Raw genomic sequence first — 16,234 nt, 5'->3', positions numbered from 1 at the left:
CCCCGCAAGAAGGGCGGTGAGCCTCGAACAGAACCGGGTCTCAGACCTCCCCCGTTTGTGTGCCCCAAGGGAATATCCGCGGCGGGCACAACGGGGGCATACAAAATGTAGTAAGGTCAGGTATGGGCTCTTATAGCCGCAGTAGGCCATAACTCTCATTAATTTAAGGAGTTTTTACACCTCAACTATGGCCGGATTTGGTTAGCTCGGGTCTACGGATTGTGGTTCACACGGGAGAGGTCCAAGGTTCGATCCCTTGTGCGCCCACCATCCATCCTCATCCTCCTGGACCCTGCCGGTTGCCGACGATCCCCAATGCCTGGCGGCCGTCACCCGCCCAAATCAAAAATGTCGAAAACAACCCCATGCACAGTAGCCGACATCAGTCGGATCAATGGGTTACGCATTTTCCGAATCGACTTGCTCCGTCGGGCAAGACAGGGGCATGATGGCAGCATTAGGGAGAGGCCATCGGGACGCCGCGCACGAGGTCTGCGCCACGCCATCGGCTGCGAGCGCTCAGCGGGAGAGCGTTCGCTTCACACGCGAGAGGTCCATGACTAGATCCCAAGTGCACCCACCATTCCGACAGACAAGCGAAATGGCACGACAGCCTGAGATCCACCTGCGGGGTGCGAGTGAAACCTTGAGTGAAAGTCCTAGAATCTGAGGGAGATCAGGCCTTATTCTTCCGGAGGATTCGCTTCTTCTTCGGCGGCCCTCTGCGCTCGTCGCCGGCGCGCACCGCCCCCGCGATGTCGGCGCGCAGTTTCACGATGCCGTCGGAGTGTTCGTCGAGGTCGCCCTCATACTCGAACATGCGCTGCTGCTTCATGCTTCCGCGCGCGATGTGAATGGCGCGGTCGCCGCCGAACGTCGAGCTCCACCGGCCGTGGACAACCGCGATCCGCACCGCGTTCACGTCGTGACACTTGCCCATGAGCTTCTTGAACACAGGGTCGGCGTCGCCATCCTCCTCGATCGCGGATACAGCTACCAGGGCCGCACATAGCTTCGCGAAGTCAAACCCGGCGGTCATGATGTCGTCGTGCTCGAAGTCGATACCGACCTTCTTCCGGAAGATATTCCGCAGGTCGAACTCGAGTTGCGAGTATTCGTAGACGAACCGCCCGATCTCGCGGAACAGGTCGCTCTTGTCGCCGGGCCAGGCGATAATATCGGCCAGCGAATTCGCCGACATCCGCGCGCGGCGCTTTTTCACTGAGTCAGCCATAGGTCTTCACCGTCCGGGACAGGGCCACGCCTTCTTGAGGGCATCGGGGAACATGATCGCCGGCAGGCCGTCGCGCTTAGACGGGTTGTCCTTGAGGTAGGTGCAGAACACGTCCGTCACCTGCTCGAGCGTGGCGCGGTCGGGCTTGCAGTAGCCGACCACCCGGTTGAGCGCGAAGTCGATCTCGACGTCGTTGTTCGTCGAGTCCTTGCCGAAGTGCCGTCCAGAATCGATCACCGCCGCGGCGTGGGCAGCGGAGTCGTACAGGCCGGCCACGTAGCTGAAGGCTGCGCGCCGGTCGTAGCGGCACCAATCGTAGATGTCGTTGCCGGAATAGAATGCCGTCGGAGGCACCTCGGCCGCGCCCGCCGCGGTCCCGGCCAGGCCGAGTGCCATCGCAACCAAACTCGCTCGGATCCCGCCCATCACTCTCCCCAAAGTTGCGGCTATAATGGTCGGAACCGGGGTCGGAATCGAGAGGGCCGAGTGACGAAAATCGTGTTTTTGGCGACTGCCGCCCTCGCTTGGGCGGGCCCTGCGCTGGCCAACGCTTTTGACGATTGCGTGCTCAACAAGATGGCTGGCGTCACCTCCGATGCAGCCGCGAAGGCGATCAAGGAAGCCTGCCTCCGCAAGAACTCGGTGGTAATCGACGAGGGCGACCTCCGTGGTCTCCGCATCGTCGGCGGCGGCTACGGACGGTACGGAATCAGCAACACGGCGGGCTTCACCGCCGAGGTGAAGAACGACACCGGCTACATCGTTACGGAGATCACGTTCGGCATCGTCATCGCCGACGGGCAGCCGGAATACTTCCGGGTCGACAACTTCCTCTACCAAGAGCCCGGCGTGATCTACACCGGCCTGCCGCCGGACCCGACGGTGTCCATGCGTATCGATCCGGGCCGCAGCCACAAATTCCAGTTCAGCGCCGACCGACCCGAGATCGACAAGAAGAAGAAATGGAATTGGTTCATCGCCGGCGCCAAGGGAATCGTCACCAGGTAGCGCTCGCCGTTCACAACCAAATGATGGCAAGACGACGGGTTTTAGGCTACTTCTGCGGGCGACCGGAGTGACGACCCGGAGTGCCGCGACCAGGACAAAAGTCGCTCGATCTCGTTGGCCGGACAACGCATCGTCCCGGACGACTTGTGACCGGAAGCCACAAAGAATGACAGGCATCGCGCGGTGCCGAAAAACCCGAAACCGCTTGGTCCAAGCCTCCAACTAGAAAGGAGAAAAGCTTGAGAATAAGCCTTTCAATAGATCCACGTGTGGCCATGGCCATCGTGTATCTTCTCGCAACGACCCTTTGACAGGGGAGCCCGCACACCGGCCAGTGTGCGGGCTCAGTCGTTTCCGGTCACTGGATAATGCGTAGGTGCGAGCCGCGCGCCTTGCCGTCGCCGGGCAGATCGATGTCGTAAGTCTTGGCTACCTCGACCTCGTTCATCTTCAGCATCTTCGACAAGTCGGCCAGCGTGTAGCCCATGTCGTTGATGTGCAGCGCGACGAGGTCGCTTACCGTGTGTGGCTGTTCGGCCGGGAAGTCGAGTTCGGGCGGCTCGCGGAGCCTGATCTTGTGGATGTTGAACTGCTTCCAGATGTACTGCGACTGGGTCTTGTTCAGGGCGCCGGCGCGCTCGGCGGCGAACACCAGCGAGCCCATCGAGACCTTCCACTCCGGCTTCAGGGCGGCCAGCGTACGCAAATCCACGCGGCGGCCTGCGACGGACTGCTTGAAGTCCTCGGTGGGCACCAGGAAGCACGACGCGAACCTGTCGGCCTCGTCCTCCATCTCGGGCGTCGGGAAGGAGTGCATGATCACGTGGCCGAGTTCGTGGCACAGCGTGAAGCGCATGCGGTCGGCCGGATGCGAACGATTGAGAACGATGATGTGCGGCATACCGGGCACGGAGAAGCGAACGCCGGAGACTGACGAACCGCCAAGGTCGGAGTGCGCGACCAAGATACCAGCGTCCTCGACGAGCGCGGTCATGTCCTGGATCGGTCCCTCCGGCACCTGCCAGAACCGACGGACGAGACCCGCGATCTTTTCGGCGTCGTTGTCGTACTCGTCGGCGTCGAGGCGCGGCAGCTTGTTCACCGGCTCCAAGTCGGTCGCCTCCAGCAGCCTGCGAAGGTGCATGACGCGCACGTTGAGTTCAGCGACGATGCGATGGAGCTCTGTCGCAGACACGTTCGACTTCTTGCGCCACATCGGCGCGTGCACGCTGACGGGCGCGCCGTAGACGGCGTCGGTCTGCGCGAAGAACTCCTGCGGCACCGAAAAGATCTCGGCTGCGGCCGCCAGCAGCTTCTCGCTCGGCTCCTTCAGTCCGTTCTCGATGCGCGACAGTTCGGCGTTGGGCACGCGCAGACATTCCGCCGCTTCGTTCTGCGGGAATCCGCGCAACTGCCGCGCCAAGCGCAGCATGGTCCCAGTCTTTGGCATTTAGCAGTCCTTCACCCAGGAGTCGGCGACGATTCTCGTTTACGCCCAGTTAACCGCCTGAGGGCGGTTAGGACGCCTCGCCGCCCTTCTTCTTGTTCTTGGCCGTGTCCTTGAGCTTGGCGACGCTGCGGCGGCGCGGCTGCTGCGGGACGGCAGTCTTCTGCGGAAACTCGATGATGCCCTGGTTGCCGCCGGGCAGTTCATAGCTCCAGAGTTGGCCATCGCCGTTGCGCGCCGTCACGTGGACAGAGTCATAGCCCGTGCCGAGCTCGTTCACCTTCCAGCAGATCTCGACCTTCATCGCCGACGGCGCGTCCGCGAACGGGATCGCTGGATCCAGGAAGTTGTCGTTGGCGCCGGTGCGGATGTTGCCGCCCCTGCCGCGGCGGACCGCCTTCTTGAACCGGACGAGCACCTTGCCCTCGAACAAGAAGCGCGCCGTCGAGCCGCCGTCGAACACCACCGTGCCCGGCTTGTTGTTGAACTCGGCGATCGCCGCCCGGATGACGCTGTCGAACACGTCGGCGGAGTCGGTGCGCTTGTAGATGTTGCCGGCGCCGCGCCTGGCAAGGAAGTCTTTGAAGGCCTTGTCGAGGACCTTGCGGACCCGCTTGTTATAGGGCTTGAGGACCTCGCGGACTTCCTTCTCGATCGGCAGCGACATGTGGGCACGGGGCTCCAAGGTGAATCGGCTTGGGAACCTTACCAGAAAATGCCAAATTCGAGGAATTATTTTCACATTTGTTGCATGATACAATCAAGCAATTGATTTATTTATATTTTATAGCCTAGAGTCCGTCGATGTTATGCACTTAGAGGGTGGTGCCTCGCGGCGCCGGCGCACAAAAACAACCTCATGCACAGGAGCCGACATGAGTCGGATACGCGTTACGCCTTTTCCGAAGATCGATTGACTTGTCGGGCAAAACACCAGCTGGATGGCATCATCTGCGACGATCGGAGTCCGCTCCGCCCTTGGCCGACGAATGAGCCCGGCATATCTTACTTACGTCTTACCGGGGATGTCCCGATGGCTGCCGACAAGCTGACAACGACCGTCTCGTCCAAGGGCCAGGTCGTCCTGCCGAAGGCGATCCGCGAGGAGCACCGCTGGAGGGCGGGTACGCGGCTGACGATCGAGAGCACACCGGACGGAGTGCTTCTGAAGCCATCCTCGCCGTTCCCCGCGGCCAAGCCGGCGGACGTCTTCGCGTCGCTACCCTATCGAGGCAAGCCCAAGAGCGTGGAAGAGATGGAGGCGGGCATCGCCGCAGAGGCGCGACGACGTCATGCTCGCGATTGATACCAATCTGGTCGTTCGCTATTTGACGAGCGATCATCCCCAGCAAGGCGTGAGACCGCACCGATTGAAGCGCACGCCCCCTCCACGAGGGCTGCACGCGTAGCCACGACGTCGAGGGCACGCGAGGCGAATGAGCTGGGCTCCTTGGTCGGAAAACCGCTTCGCACTCTTCCGGATCAAGCTTCAGGCGGCCCGAGCCGGCCGCAAGGCCGCGTAGAGGCCGACGAGGGTCCCGATGGCGACCAGCGCTGCCGCCAGCAGCAGCTGCAATTCGCCATCATCGGTGGCGCCTACCGACGATACAAGTCTGGTCACGACGACGAACAGAACGCCCACGGAGGCCGCTGCCCCCACGCAAAGATGGACGATCTCTCGCGTCAGGTTACGGCCGAGCAGTCCGAGTGCCGTGAAATACATCGCGCACGCGTTGGGGTGAACGAACAAGGCAACGCGCGCGTAGGGACCGTAGGCGTCGAGCAGGGACTCACACCGGCGCAGTGCCGCTTTTGAGGCAACCCGCTGCAACAGCGGTCTGAAAAAACGAGCCTGTCCGTAACTCAGGACGGCACCCACGATGATGGCCAGCCACGCCACGATAAAGACGGAGACATCCGCAGGCTTCGGATTGAGCGCCACGGACATCAGGATGAGGGCGGTCCCGGGAAAATAGCCAAAATACGGGAAGACCGACTCCAGCAGCACGCAGACGAACATGAAGACCGGAAACCACGGTGACCCGGTCGCCCCCTCGACGATGGCGTTCAAGTCGAAGAGATCGGTCTTGTACAGGACGAGGTACATGCACATGGCTAGTCCAGCCAGCGCGTAGAACGGCAACGCTCCCGACAGAAACCGTCTCATCCAACCATCGGGCTTTGTTGCGCGGGCACAGCACAGACCATCGATATCAGCACGATCCGATCGACAGAATCTCGATCTCCTGCGTGCCCGCTCCCACGACGTCTCCCACCGCCTTCCCGATCAGCGACCTCGCGACCGGCGAGACGAACGAGATCGAGCCGGCCTTCGGATCGGCTTCGTCCTCGCCGACGATGCGATAGGTCTGTACGCGGCCATCAGGGCGGCTGAAGGTGACCGTGCTGCCGAAGGCGACGGTGTCGGTCGAGGCCGGGGTGGGAATGACCTGCGCGGTGCGCAGCCGTTCCGTCAGATAGCGCGCGTCGCGCAGGGGGACCGCGGACTGCCGGCGCTTCTCGTTGACGTCGTCGATGGCTTGCGCGGCCTCATAGGCCTCGCGCGCCTCTTGAAGCTGCGTCTGCAAGGCCTGCAAGCCCGCTTCGGTCACGAGGTTCGGATGAGGCGAGATCGGCCGATCCGGCAACAGCGTCTCGGACGCGGTTTCGGCGCTTTCTTCCTTGGTAAAGGCGACGCTCAATTCGTAAATCCTGTCGTACTGCTTTGGCTAACGGCGGTGCGTTCGCGCCGCAATCCCCGGGGATCGCGCGTCCGCACCTCACGGGCGATTGCCCGGACTATATCTCAAGCTGGACGAAACGGCGCAGCTTGAAGACGAGGTCCGGCATGGCCTGGCGGAACCGCGTCGCGTTCTGGAACGTGGTCGAGAATGGCGCGAAGGTGATCATCGCGTTCCAATGCCGGTAGCCGTAGACCGTGACCGAGACGCCGGACGCGGGAAAGTCGTCCAGCTTGCGCAGCTCGCCGAGCACGAGATCGGCAATCGCTTCCGCGGGCAGCAATCGCTTGCCATCCGGTGTCGTGGCGATTTTTGCGGGCGGTTCGGCCGGCTTGGCGCCCGCAGGCTCGGCATTGGACGCATTGTCGGGCTTGGCCGGTGCCGCTTCGGGGATAGACGCCTCGACCGGCTCAAATCCATTCGTCGGCGCTGTCGGTGGACCCTCGGTGAGCGGCGGCGGTGCGACGACGTCTGCGCGCTTGTTGCCTCCCAGGATGCTGCTGATCATGGCCACAAGGCCAGCATCCTTCACGTCGTCACTCATTACGTCCCCCGGCTTTGGCCTACTCTAGCACTGCTCCGGCAGATCGCCACAACGTATGTGTAGTCCGCCTCCCGCTCGCCAGGGCCGCCTCCGTGTTGCCCCGGCGGCGCGCGCGTCCAATTACGCCGCGCCGCCGTGCGATCCATCACTGCTTCTCGAACGGAATATATTGCTGGTACTGCCTGGGCACCGAGCTGCGATAGCGCGCGGGCACCGTGCCGGTGTCGATCGAATGATTGATCTCCTGCTGCCGCGTCATCTTCTTCTTCGCCGGCTTCTTCGATGCGCTCTTCTTGGAGTCGGACGGCTGGCCTGGCGTGTCGGTGGTCGCGCTCGGCGTTGTCGTCGACGCGGCCGGGGCGGCGGTCGTCGCCGCAGGCGCCGGGGTCCCGCCGGCGGCTGGAGCGCTCTGCGCCAGCGCGAGCGGCGTTTGCATGAGAAGCGCCAGCGCTGCTGTCGCAGCCAGCAAATATGACCTTTGCATCAGAACCTCCAAAATAACTGACCCGAATGAGGCAAAGCGTAGGCCTTCGGGAGCAACGTGGGCACATTCGCCGAGGGTAGGCCGGAACCCGGCCGCGAACTGTGGCCGAGATCACATTACTCGCCGCGGCTTGCCTCATCATAGACGCACGTCGAACGCAGCGCCCACTGCGGACACCAAGACAAGCACGACAAAGTGTCGGGCAAGTCCCGGAACACGCGGTTCGAGCTGGTGTTCCACATCCAACCGTTCCCAAAGGGAGACTGAAATGCGTCGCACCATCCTCACTCTCGCATCGTTCGTGGCCTTGATTGCCGCGACATTCCCGGCGGCCCAGGCCCACGCCACCAACGACAGATATTGCCTGCAAGGCCGCATCTGGGGCTATCCCGGCAACTGCCAGTTCGCGACCTATCAGCAGTGCCAGGCCACCGCCTCCGGCACGTCGGCCTATTGCGGCGTCAACCCGCGCTACGCGTTCTCGCAGCAGCGCTATTACTGACGAATTTGCGGCGTGCGCGCATGACGCGCGCGCGCCGCCACAGTTTTACGAAAAGACGGTCCGCTGCGCGCCGCCGGCGAACCGACGCTGCGCCAAGCCGCTTGCACCCGTCGATGACGAGAATGTTATCCGTCATCGCTTTGGGAAAAATTTGCAAAGCCCTGCCGCAGCTTGTCCGCAACGCTCCCTCCCCCCAAAAATCGTCGATGCCTGACAATTGTGATCTATCTCGCTTTCGGCGGGCGTGGTCTAGCCTAGCCTGCATATTCCAGCGCGAACAACTTCAGCTCGATTTGTTTCCATCGTGATTTTCCAGGGAGGTCATTCATGAGCAGCCGCCACAGCATTACTCCGCGCGGCCTGAACGCAACGCGTTCGTCGCTTTCGCAAGGCCGCTTCGGCCGCATGTTCCGCAAGCTCGCCCCGGCGAAATTCGGTCCCAACGACGCCGACAATGTCGCGAACCTTTCCGCGCTGGCCGACAAGATGGTCGCCGATTTCGATGGGCCGAAGGACGGACCGGACGCGGAGGAGAGCGGCATTCCCGCGCTCTACACCTATTTCGGCCAGTTCATCGACCACGACATCACGTTCGATCCCGTCAGTTCGCTGACCAAGCAGCAGGATCCCGACGGGCTCGTCGACTTCCGCACGCCGGCGCTCGATCTGGACAATCTCTACGGCCGCGGTCCGAACGACCAGCCCTACATGTACGACGGCATCAAGTTCCGCCTCGGCGAGAAGCTGACCGGCGCGGGCGTGCCCGATGCCAGCGACCTGCCGCGCTTCAAGGGCCGCGCCCTGATCGGCGATCCCCGCAACGACGAGAACAGCATCGTCTCGCAGTTCCAGGCCCTGATGCTGCGCTTTCACAACCGCATGGTCGACGACAATGACAGCCTGTCGTTCGAAGAGGTGCAGCAGCGCGTCCGCTTCCACTATCAGTACGTCGTGCTGAACGACTTCCTGCCGCGCATCGTCAAGGCCGACGTGCTGGATGAACTGAAGACCGCGGGCCAATACGACCGCAGCAAGCTCGCCCACTATCACTGGAAGACCTATCCGTTCATGCCGGTCGAGTTCTCGGTTGCGGCCTACCGTCTCGGCCATTCCATGATCCGCCCCGGCTATCGCCTGAACGATGCGGGCAACATGCTGCTGCAGATCTTCCCCGACCCCCACAATCCCGACACGAACGCGCTGACCGGTTTCCGCGCCATGGGCCCGGGACGCGCCATGGACTGGGGCCGCTTCATCGATCTCGACACGCGCCCTTACGGCGTCGAGGACGACGACACCAACCCCGACAACAAGCGGCGGCTCCAGTTCGCCTATCGCATCGATGCCTCGCTGGTGGATCCGCTGCGCAAATTGCCGCCGGAAGTCGCGTCGAATCCGTCGTCGCTGGCGCTGCGCAATCTCGAGCGCGGCTGGCGGCTCGGCCTGCCCTCGGGCCAGGCGGTCGCCAGGGCGATGAACCTGACGCCGCTGACGGACGATCAGATCATCATCGGCAAGGCCGTGGACGAGCCTGGCGCAGGCGATCCACAAACCGGGATCGCAACCATCGCGAACGGCGTGTTCGCCGGCAATTGCCCGCTCTGGACCTACATCCTGGCCGAGGCGCGGCAGTCCCCAGCCGACGTCCCGATCCCCGTCACGGGCGGCCCCGGCACCGTCAAGACGCCGCAGCTCGGCCCCGTCGGCGGTCGCATCGTCGCCGAGGTGTTCCTCGGCATGATGTTCGGCGACAATTCCTCCGTGCTGTCGCAGGATCCGCAATGGACGCCGGTGACCGGCGCCAGTTTCGCGCTGAAGGACATCGTTGCCTACGCACTCGGCCAGGGCGATCCGCTGCACTGAGCCTACGCGGACGATGACGCGAGGGCCGCCCGCATCACGCGAGCGGCCTTTTGTCATCGCACGCGACGGGGAGAAGTGACCGGGTTCCTAACGCGCATCGAGAGCTGAAGATCAGTCAGCTCTCGGGCTCGCCCTCATGAACTCGTCGCGTCCGGTTTGCGCTCAGAAGGCGACATTGAGCCCGCCAGGCCATCGGTTCGGCCTTGGGCCAGGAGCGGACATCGGCACGCTCGACGGGACGGAGATACCAGGCGCGTTGGCCGGCTTCTGATTGATGACCAACTCGTATCCGCGCACTTGATCTTAGACAATGGTGCGAGCGGCGCCAGGCGTTACAGTTTTTAGGATGGCTATGGCAACCGTTCTCGTCGCGGCGATTCTCACCGCGCTCGCCACTGGGCTTGGCGCACTGCCATTCCTGTTCGTGCGGCGCTTAAGCCCCTATTGGGTGTCGATCGCGAATGCGACCGCTGGCGGCCTGATGTTCGCAGCTACCCACAGCTTGGTCGCAGAGGGCGTCTTGCTCAGCCCAGCGCGGCTGGTGGCTGGCATGCTGCTCGGGCTCGGCGGCATCCTGGCGGGAAGGACGTTAGTCGGCAAACGGCAGCATGCCGCTATCGCCGACCTCTCGGAGCTCGACGCACGCAAAGCGCTGCTGTTCATCGGTGTCATGACGGCGCATTCCTTTGCTGAGGGCGTCGGCGTCGGCGTCTCATTCGGCGGCTCGGACGAGCTTGCGATCTTCATCACCGCCGCCATCGCCGTGCACAACATCCCGGAGGGACTCGCAATCAGTCTCATGCTCGTGCCCCGCGGCATGCCGGTTTGGCAGGCTGCGCTGTGGAGCATCTTCACCAGCCTGCCGCAGCCGTTGATGGCGGTGCCGTCCTATTTGGCCGTAACCGCCTTCGCGCCGTTCCTGCCGATAGGCTTAGGCATCGCAGCAGGCGCGATGGTCTGGATGGTGTTCGCCGAACTGATTCCCGACGCCAACAAGGATGCGCCGGCAAGCGTGGTTGGCGTGACCGTGACATTGGCCTTTGCCGGGATGGTAGCCTTCCAGTATTTGCTGCTGAAGTAGGTGCTGTCTGGCGAGCGAGGGGCGCAGTCGCCGCGACGTCCAGAACCTAGCACTTTGTGGCTGCGCGGCGAAGGAGAACGGGCAAACAATTGGCAGCCGACGCTGCGGCCCAATGACCGCTTGGGGCCAGAAGCTGTCTTAAAAGCGACGACTTGAATTGCCTCATTGTCTTCAGTTGCAGACCGAAGATGGAGAACTAGGTTACTGGGCCTCGGCGATCTTCGGTCCGGATGACAGCATCTGCGCGTTGGCTGCCGAAGGCCGGTTTGACGGCGATGCCGGGTCCGGCGATCGGGAAGCGGCGTCAGGCGGCGCTCCCTGGGATGGCCGACGGGCAGCGGTTGCCGGAAGCACGATCACTTTCGCTCCGACTTTCACCCGCTCGTAAAGGTCCACGACGTCCTCGTTGGTCAGCCGGATACAGCCGGACGAAACCCGCTTCCCGATCGTATCGGGCTTGTTGGTGCCGTGAATTCGATACTCCGTCTCGCCCAGATACATCGCCCGGGCGCCGAGCGGGTTGCCGGGACCGCCGGCCATGAACCGCGGCAGATAAGGCTGACGCGAGACCATCTCCGCAGGCGGGTGCCAATCCGGCCATTCTGCTTTGCGAGCCACCGTCTGCTCACCGGACCATGCGAAACCTTCGCGGCCAACACCGATGCCGTAGCGCATCGCCTGCCTGTCGTTCAGAACGAAATAGAGGAATGTGTTTTGGGTATCGATGATCACAGTGCCCGGTGTCTGGTGGCTGGCGTAGTCAACCACCTGCCGGACAAGTGCGCCGGGACCGTCAGCGGCTTTTGGCGGTTCGACCAGCGGCGCCGGGGCCGGAATCGGAGCCGGAGCTGGCGCCGATGCATGAACCGGAGTTGCCACGTAAACCGGGGATGACGATGCCATGGCTTGGGGTGCGGACGGCTTCCCTATCGGTTGCACGCTCGCCGGGCGAGACAGCAAACCGTACCCCAACGCGGCGACGGCCACGACGCCAACTGCAACTCTCGCGGCCATCGGTAGTGCGAACGTCTTCGCCTTTCCACGTTTGGCCCGCTTGCTCATGTCTTTCCCCAGGTCATCATGCCCAAGAGAGGTACCCGGCAACATTTAAGAAACTTCGAAGCGATCCCGCTCAGACTGGAACCCGTTGACGGTGGTTAACGCCGGACTCTTGTGACGCGAAGCGGACACGCTCCGCTGTTTCGTTAACGACGGCTTCGGGTCACAAGCCGTCGCTGCTGGCCAAGCGGACCCTAGCGCGAAGCCCCGAGGCCGAGCTCCGCGAGGCGCGTCGCGAACCAGCGCGACAGCGGCTCATCGACGAGGCCGCCGACATAGACCTCCGACATCGTCACATGGTGCTTGTCCAGCACCAGCAGCACGCCGATCCAGCAGGCGAACCAGACATGCGGATCGGTCAGCGCCCGCAGCTTGTGCTGGTCGTGCGTCACCGACGTGTGATTACTCGCCTTGCGGATCTCGACGCTAAGCAAATTGTTCGGGATCTCGCGCTGATGCACGACGACATCGGGATAGATCGACTTGTCCAGATGGTCGTCGGTCGAGACGATGGTGCCGTGCGGCAGATGCAGCGTGCGTTCGCCGAGCCGGTCGTAGTTGCAATCGACTGACCAGCCGGCGAACTGCTTCTCCAGATGCACGGCGAAGCGATGCGTGATCGCGCGCTCGCCGATGTCCTTTTCGAACAGGAATCCTTCGTGGGCGTAGAAGTCCCGGAGCGCCGCGATCACCTTGTTCAGCTCGGTCTGCATCGTGCCCCCCGGCCCTCGGCGCTCCGTATGATACGCCCTACATCTGGACTTCGATCAGCCGCGGCCCGGGCTCGGCGACGGCTTCGGCCAGTGCCTTGTTGAACTCGTCCGCGTTGGTGACGGCGCGGCCGGGCACGCCCATGCCCTTGGCCAGCGCCACGAAATCCAGCGTCGGACGGTCGAGCCGCAGCATGTCGTTGGCACGCTGGCCGGGCTCGCCGGCGCCGACATTGTCGAACTCGCCGCGCAGGATCTGGTAGATGCGGTTGGCGAACACGATGGTGACGATGTTGAGGTTCTCGCGCGCCTGGGTCCACAGCGACTGGATCGTATACATCGCGCTGCCGTCGCCGACCATGGTGATCACCTTGCGGTCCGGGCAGGCGATCGCGGCGCCGATCGAGAGCGGTGTGGAGAAGCCGATCGAGCCGCCCATGTTCTGCAGCCAGTCGTGCGGCGCGGCGGCGGCTGTCGGCGGGAAGAAGGCGCGGCCGGTGGTCAGCGACTCATCGACCAGGATCGCGTTCTCGGGGATCGCATAGGCGATCGATTGCGCGATCGACGCGTGGGTCAGCGCGCCGGTCGGCTTGACCAGCTCCTGCACTGCCTGCGGCTTGACGTCCTTGGCACTGGCCTTCACCGCGCCGGCGAGCGCTTCCAGCGCCGCGACCGAATTCTCGCCCCAGGAGGTCATGCGATGGACGTCGCAGCCTTCGGGCCTCAGCACGCTCGGCTTGTTCGGATAGGCGAAGAACGCCACGGGATCGTCGGACTCGACCAGCACGATATGGCGGAACTTCGCCAGCATCGGCAGCGCGTTCTCGATCACGTAGTGGATGCGATCAATCGAGAAGCGGCCGCGGCCGCGCGCCATCTTGGGACGGAAGGTCGGGCCCATCACGGTGCAGCCGGTCTTGGCCGCGATGCGCTCGGCCAGCGCGAGGCCCTGCTCGCTCAGCGCGCTGCCGGTCATCAGCAGCAGCGTGCCCTCGCCGTCGCCGTGCAGGATTTTTGCGGCCTGCTCGACCGCCTGCGGCGAATAGCTCGCGCGCTGCTGCTCGGCCGGGACCTCGGCGATGCCGTCGGCCTCGTTCCAGGCGGTGTCGGCGGGCAGGATCAGGGTCGCGATCTGCGGCGGCGCGCTTTTGGCGGCGGCAATCGCCGCGGCGCCGTCAGCGGCAACCGATTTGGAATCCGGCGAGGTGCGGACCCAGGACGACATCGGCCGGGCGAGGCCCTCGATGTCGGAGGTCAGCGGCGCGTTGTAGCCGATATGGTAGACCGCGTGCTGGCCGACGATGTTGACGATGCCGGAATTCGCCTTCTTGGCGTTGTGCAGATTGGCAAGGCCGTTGGCAAGGCCCGGGCCGAGATGCAGCAGGGTCGAGGCCGGCGTGCCCTTCATGCGGAAATAGCCGTCGGCAGCGCCCGTCACCACGCCTTCGAACAGGCCGAGCACGCAGCGCATGCCCGGCACGCGATCCAGCGCTGCGACAAAATGCATCTCGGAGGTGCCCGGGTTGGTGAAGCAGACGTCGACCCCACCCTTGACCATCGTCCGCACCAGGCTTTCCGCACCGTTCATTCTTTTTGCTCCCACAACCGGCGATTTCGAGTGATCCATCTGACCAATCATTGTTCGCGGCATCCGTCAAAGCAATAGGGGGCATCGCGGCCCTGCCCCGCGCCGCGACGCGCTGGTTTGGCTAACGCTTTTTGGCAAACTGGCCCGGTTGCCGATTTGGTAACGCCATTCGTTAATGGTTGGCTTGTTCGGAAAGGACTTGCCTCACGGGGCCGTGGCTTGCGAAATGCCGGCAAATATGGCCTGTGGCCTTCGTTGAATCGATTTTTTTGCTGGGGGAAACAATGATCCGGTTTTTTGCCGCGCCGATTGCCGCCATTGCACTGCTGACGGCCACCGCCGGCGGCGCCTTTGCCGAAGAGTTCGACTCGCGCGACATCATGGGCGGCGGCCCGAACTTCTTCCGCGGCGGCTCGAGCCCGATCCCCCGCACCACCGTCAACTACTCCGGCAACTATGCCCCCGGCACGATCGTGGTGAACACCTCCGAACGGCGGCTCTATCTGGTGCTCCAGAACGGCCAGGCGCTGCGCTACGGCATCGGCGTCGGCCGCGACGGCTTCCGCTGGGGCGGGGTGCACAGGATCACCGCCAAGAAGGAGTGGCCGGACTGGACGCCGCCGTCGCAGATGCTGGCCCGCCGGCCCGACCTGCCGCGCCACATGAAGGGCGGCATCGAAAACCCGCTCGGCGCGCGCGCGATGTATCTCGGCTCGACGCTGTACCGCATCCACGGCTCCAACGAGCCGGAGACGATCGGCCAGGCCGTCTCCTCGGGCTGCTTCCGCATGACCAACGACGACGTCAGCGACCTCTATAGCCGCGTCTCGGTCGGCACCACCGTGGTCGTGCTGAACAACTGAAGCGCAATTGGCCTCCACGCACGTGGTGTGCTCCCTCTCCCGCTTGCGGGAGAGGGTTGGGGAGAGGGTCTCACCGCAACGGGACAATCCCCCAGAGGAGAGAGCCCTCACCCGCCGCTACGCGGCGACCTCTCCCGCAAGCGGGAGAGGTTGAGGGAGCCGCAGCTTCGGCTGGATCACACGAAGTCTGTCACGCTTTTGCTACAGATGATTGGCGGGAACCCGCAGGGCGCGTGAATTTGCGGTCTTGTGCGCGCGACGCGAATACGGCAGCGTCGGGTGACGATGAGCGCATTGAATCCGCCCTCGCTTTCCCTCCGCATCGCCCTCCTGGCGCTCGCAGCGCTCACCGGTGTGCCTGACACCGCTACCATGGCCGCCGCAGGCGAATTGCCCGCGATCGCCTCGCGCCAGCGCGCCGAGAAGAAGAGCTTTACCGACAGCGAGATCGTCGAGGGTTTTCTCAAGACCGCTTTCGGCGCCGAATACCACCTCGCCGGCCGCGTCGACCGCATCCGCAAATTCGACGGTCCGGTGCGCGTGTTCGCCGAGAGCGACCGCGCCGACCGCAAGACACAGCTCGCCAAGGTCGTCGCCGACATCGGCACGCGCGTGCAGCATCTCGACATCGCCATGGCCGGCAGCAGCGAGGCGGCGAACGTGCGGGTGAAGCTCGTGCGCGACCGCGATCTGTTCCGCACCATCTCGAGCTTCTACGGCGCGGAGAAGGCGCGCGAGATCCGCACCTCGCTCGATCCGCAATGCCTGTCCGGCTTCCGCAAGAACGACAATTTCGAGATCGAGCATTCCGACGTCATCCTCACCGTCGACAACGGCGACTTCACCTTCCTCGACTGCGCCTATGAGGAGCTGCTGCAGTCGCTCGGTCCGATCAACGACACCACGAGCGTGCCCTGGACCATGTTCAACGACAACGTCTCGATGGGCTATTTCGACGTCTACGACCAATACATCCTCAACCTGCTCTACGACCCCCGCATCAAGCCCGGCATGACCGTGCTGGAGGTCAAGGCGGTGCTGCCCGCCGTGCTCACCGACGTGCGCGCCTGGGTGAGGCGGGTGAACGATCTGAAGGAGTGAGGGATTCTT

At 63.6% G+C, this 16,234-nt stretch carries 18 protein-coding genes; 7 read left to right on the top strand and 11 right to left on the bottom strand.

The features are described from left to right. Positions 1-676: 676 nt before the first annotated feature. Entirely contained in the window at positions 677-1,234 is a 558-nt protein-coding gene (locus tag AB5K84_RS09680; RefSeq protein ID WP_011089953.1) for a hypothetical protein, read from the bottom strand. 6 nt (positions 1,235-1,240) lie between these two features. Further along, positions 1,241-1,630: a Rap1a/Tai family immunity protein gene (locus AB5K84_RS09675; RefSeq protein WP_038965481.1), complete on the bottom strand. Its 390-nt coding sequence runs from the start codon at positions 1,628-1,630 to the stop codon at positions 1,241-1,243. A gap of 90 nt (positions 1,631-1,720) precedes the next feature. Here AB5K84_RS09675 and AB5K84_RS09670 point away from each other — a divergent pair, with 90 nt between their 5' ends. Continuing rightward, a complete protein-coding gene (locus AB5K84_RS09670; RefSeq protein ID WP_038965480.1) occupies positions 1,721-2,242 on the top strand; it encodes a hypothetical protein in 522 nt (173 codons plus the stop codon). Between the two features lie 358 nt (positions 2,243-2,600). Here AB5K84_RS09670 and AB5K84_RS09665 read toward each other — a convergent pair whose 3' ends face one another. Together AB5K84_RS09665 and AB5K84_RS09660 are read right to left on the bottom strand one after the other, a co-directional pair. After that, positions 2,601-3,692: an XRE family transcriptional regulator gene (locus AB5K84_RS09665; RefSeq protein WP_011089955.1), complete on the bottom strand. Its 1,092-nt coding sequence runs from the start codon at positions 3,690-3,692 to the stop codon at positions 2,601-2,603. 67 nt (positions 3,693-3,759) lie between these two features. Beyond that, positions 3,760-4,356, bottom strand: coding sequence for a hypothetical protein (locus AB5K84_RS09660; RefSeq protein ID WP_162494154.1), 597 nt, complete (start codon positions 4,354-4,356; stop codon positions 3,760-3,762). Positions 4,357-4,722: 366 nt separating this feature from the next. Between AB5K84_RS09660 and AB5K84_RS09655 the strand changes: the two genes are divergently transcribed. Continuing rightward, complete coding sequence (locus AB5K84_RS09655; RefSeq protein WP_038965479.1) at positions 4,723-4,995, top strand: AbrB/MazE/SpoVT family DNA-binding domain-containing protein; 273 nt, start codon at positions 4,723-4,725, stop codon at positions 4,993-4,995. A gap of 183 nt (positions 4,996-5,178) precedes the next feature. Here the strand turns inward: AB5K84_RS09655 and AB5K84_RS09650 are convergent, their stop codons facing one another. The 4 genes from AB5K84_RS09650 to AB5K84_RS09635 all read right to left on the bottom strand — a co-directional run bounded on the left by AB5K84_RS09650 (position 5,179) and on the right by AB5K84_RS09635 (position 7,458). After that, positions 5,179-5,856 carry a hypothetical protein gene (locus tag AB5K84_RS09650; RefSeq protein ID WP_011089958.1) on the bottom strand — a complete coding sequence of 226 codons (678 nt, stop codon included), beginning with the start codon at positions 5,854-5,856 and terminating at the stop codon, positions 5,179-5,181. A gap of 46 nt (positions 5,857-5,902) precedes the next feature. Next, positions 5,903-6,391, bottom strand: a complete 489-nt coding sequence (greA, locus tag AB5K84_RS09645) for a transcription elongation factor GreA (protein WP_011089959.1) — start codon at positions 6,389-6,391, stop codon at positions 5,903-5,905. A 97-nt stretch (positions 6,392-6,488) separates the two neighbouring features. Beyond that, positions 6,489-6,974 (bottom strand): hypothetical protein, encoded by a 486-nt coding sequence (locus AB5K84_RS09640; RefSeq protein WP_011089960.1) that lies wholly within the window; start codon positions 6,972-6,974, stop codon positions 6,489-6,491. Between the two features lie 145 nt (positions 6,975-7,119). After that, positions 7,120-7,458 (bottom strand): hypothetical protein, encoded by a 339-nt coding sequence (locus AB5K84_RS09635; protein ID WP_011089961.1) that lies wholly within the window; start codon positions 7,456-7,458, stop codon positions 7,120-7,122. Between the two features lie 268 nt (positions 7,459-7,726). On the opposite strand from AB5K84_RS09635, the gene AB5K84_RS09630 reads away from it, so the two are divergent. The 3 genes from AB5K84_RS09630 (at position 7,727) to AB5K84_RS09620 (ending at position 10,904) form a co-directional block, all read left to right on the top strand. Beyond that, positions 7,727-7,960, top strand: a complete 234-nt coding sequence (locus tag AB5K84_RS09630; RefSeq protein WP_038965478.1) for a DUF3551 domain-containing protein — start codon at positions 7,727-7,729, stop codon at positions 7,958-7,960. A 327-nt stretch (positions 7,961-8,287) separates the two neighbouring features. Beyond that, positions 8,288-9,823: a peroxidase family protein gene (locus AB5K84_RS09625; RefSeq protein ID WP_011089962.1), complete on the top strand. Its 1,536-nt coding sequence runs from the start codon at positions 8,288-8,290 to the stop codon at positions 9,821-9,823. Between the two features lie 352 nt (positions 9,824-10,175). Then, positions 10,176-10,904 carry a ZIP family metal transporter gene (locus AB5K84_RS09620; protein ID WP_162494155.1) on the top strand — a complete coding sequence of 243 codons (729 nt, stop codon included), beginning with the start codon at positions 10,176-10,178 and terminating at the stop codon, positions 10,902-10,904. A gap of 201 nt (positions 10,905-11,105) precedes the next feature. On the opposite strand, the gene AB5K84_RS09615 is transcribed toward AB5K84_RS09620, so the two are convergent. The 3 genes from AB5K84_RS09615 to AB5K84_RS09605 all read right to left on the bottom strand — a co-directional run bounded on the left by AB5K84_RS09615 (position 11,106) and on the right by AB5K84_RS09605 (position 14,261). Continuing rightward, positions 11,106-11,966 (bottom strand): L,D-transpeptidase, encoded by an 861-nt coding sequence (locus AB5K84_RS09615; protein ID WP_038965484.1) that lies wholly within the window; start codon positions 11,964-11,966, stop codon positions 11,106-11,108. Positions 11,967-12,157: 191 nt separating this feature from the next. After that, positions 12,158-12,676 (bottom strand): hypothetical protein, encoded by a 519-nt coding sequence (locus AB5K84_RS09610; protein ID WP_011089965.1) that lies wholly within the window; start codon positions 12,674-12,676, stop codon positions 12,158-12,160. A 37-nt stretch (positions 12,677-12,713) separates the two neighbouring features. Further along, complete coding sequence (locus AB5K84_RS09605; RefSeq protein ID WP_028172956.1) at positions 12,714-14,261, bottom strand: acetolactate synthase large subunit; 1,548 nt, start codon at positions 14,259-14,261, stop codon at positions 12,714-12,716. Positions 14,262-14,545: 284 nt separating this feature from the next. On the opposite strand from AB5K84_RS09605, the gene AB5K84_RS09600 reads away from it, so the two are divergent. Together AB5K84_RS09600 and AB5K84_RS09595 are read left to right on the top strand one after the other, a co-directional pair. Further along, positions 14,546-15,124, top strand: coding sequence for a L,D-transpeptidase (locus AB5K84_RS09600; protein WP_028172955.1), 579 nt, complete (start codon positions 14,546-14,548; stop codon positions 15,122-15,124). Between the two features lie 285 nt (positions 15,125-15,409). Then, positions 15,410-16,225 carry a DUF2927 domain-containing protein gene (locus tag AB5K84_RS09595; protein ID WP_028172954.1) on the top strand — a complete coding sequence of 272 codons (816 nt, stop codon included), beginning with the start codon at positions 15,410-15,412 and terminating at the stop codon, positions 16,223-16,225. Positions 16,226-16,234 lie beyond the last annotated feature (9 nt).

The organism is Bradyrhizobium sp. 1200_D9_N1_1 (assembly GCF_052075915.1).
GTDB lineage: Bacteria > Pseudomonadota > Alphaproteobacteria > Rhizobiales > Xanthobacteraceae > Bradyrhizobium > Bradyrhizobium diazoefficiens.
The sequence above is the reverse complement of the archived record's forward strand: the minus strand, read 5'-3'. Positions and strand labels throughout refer to the sequence as shown.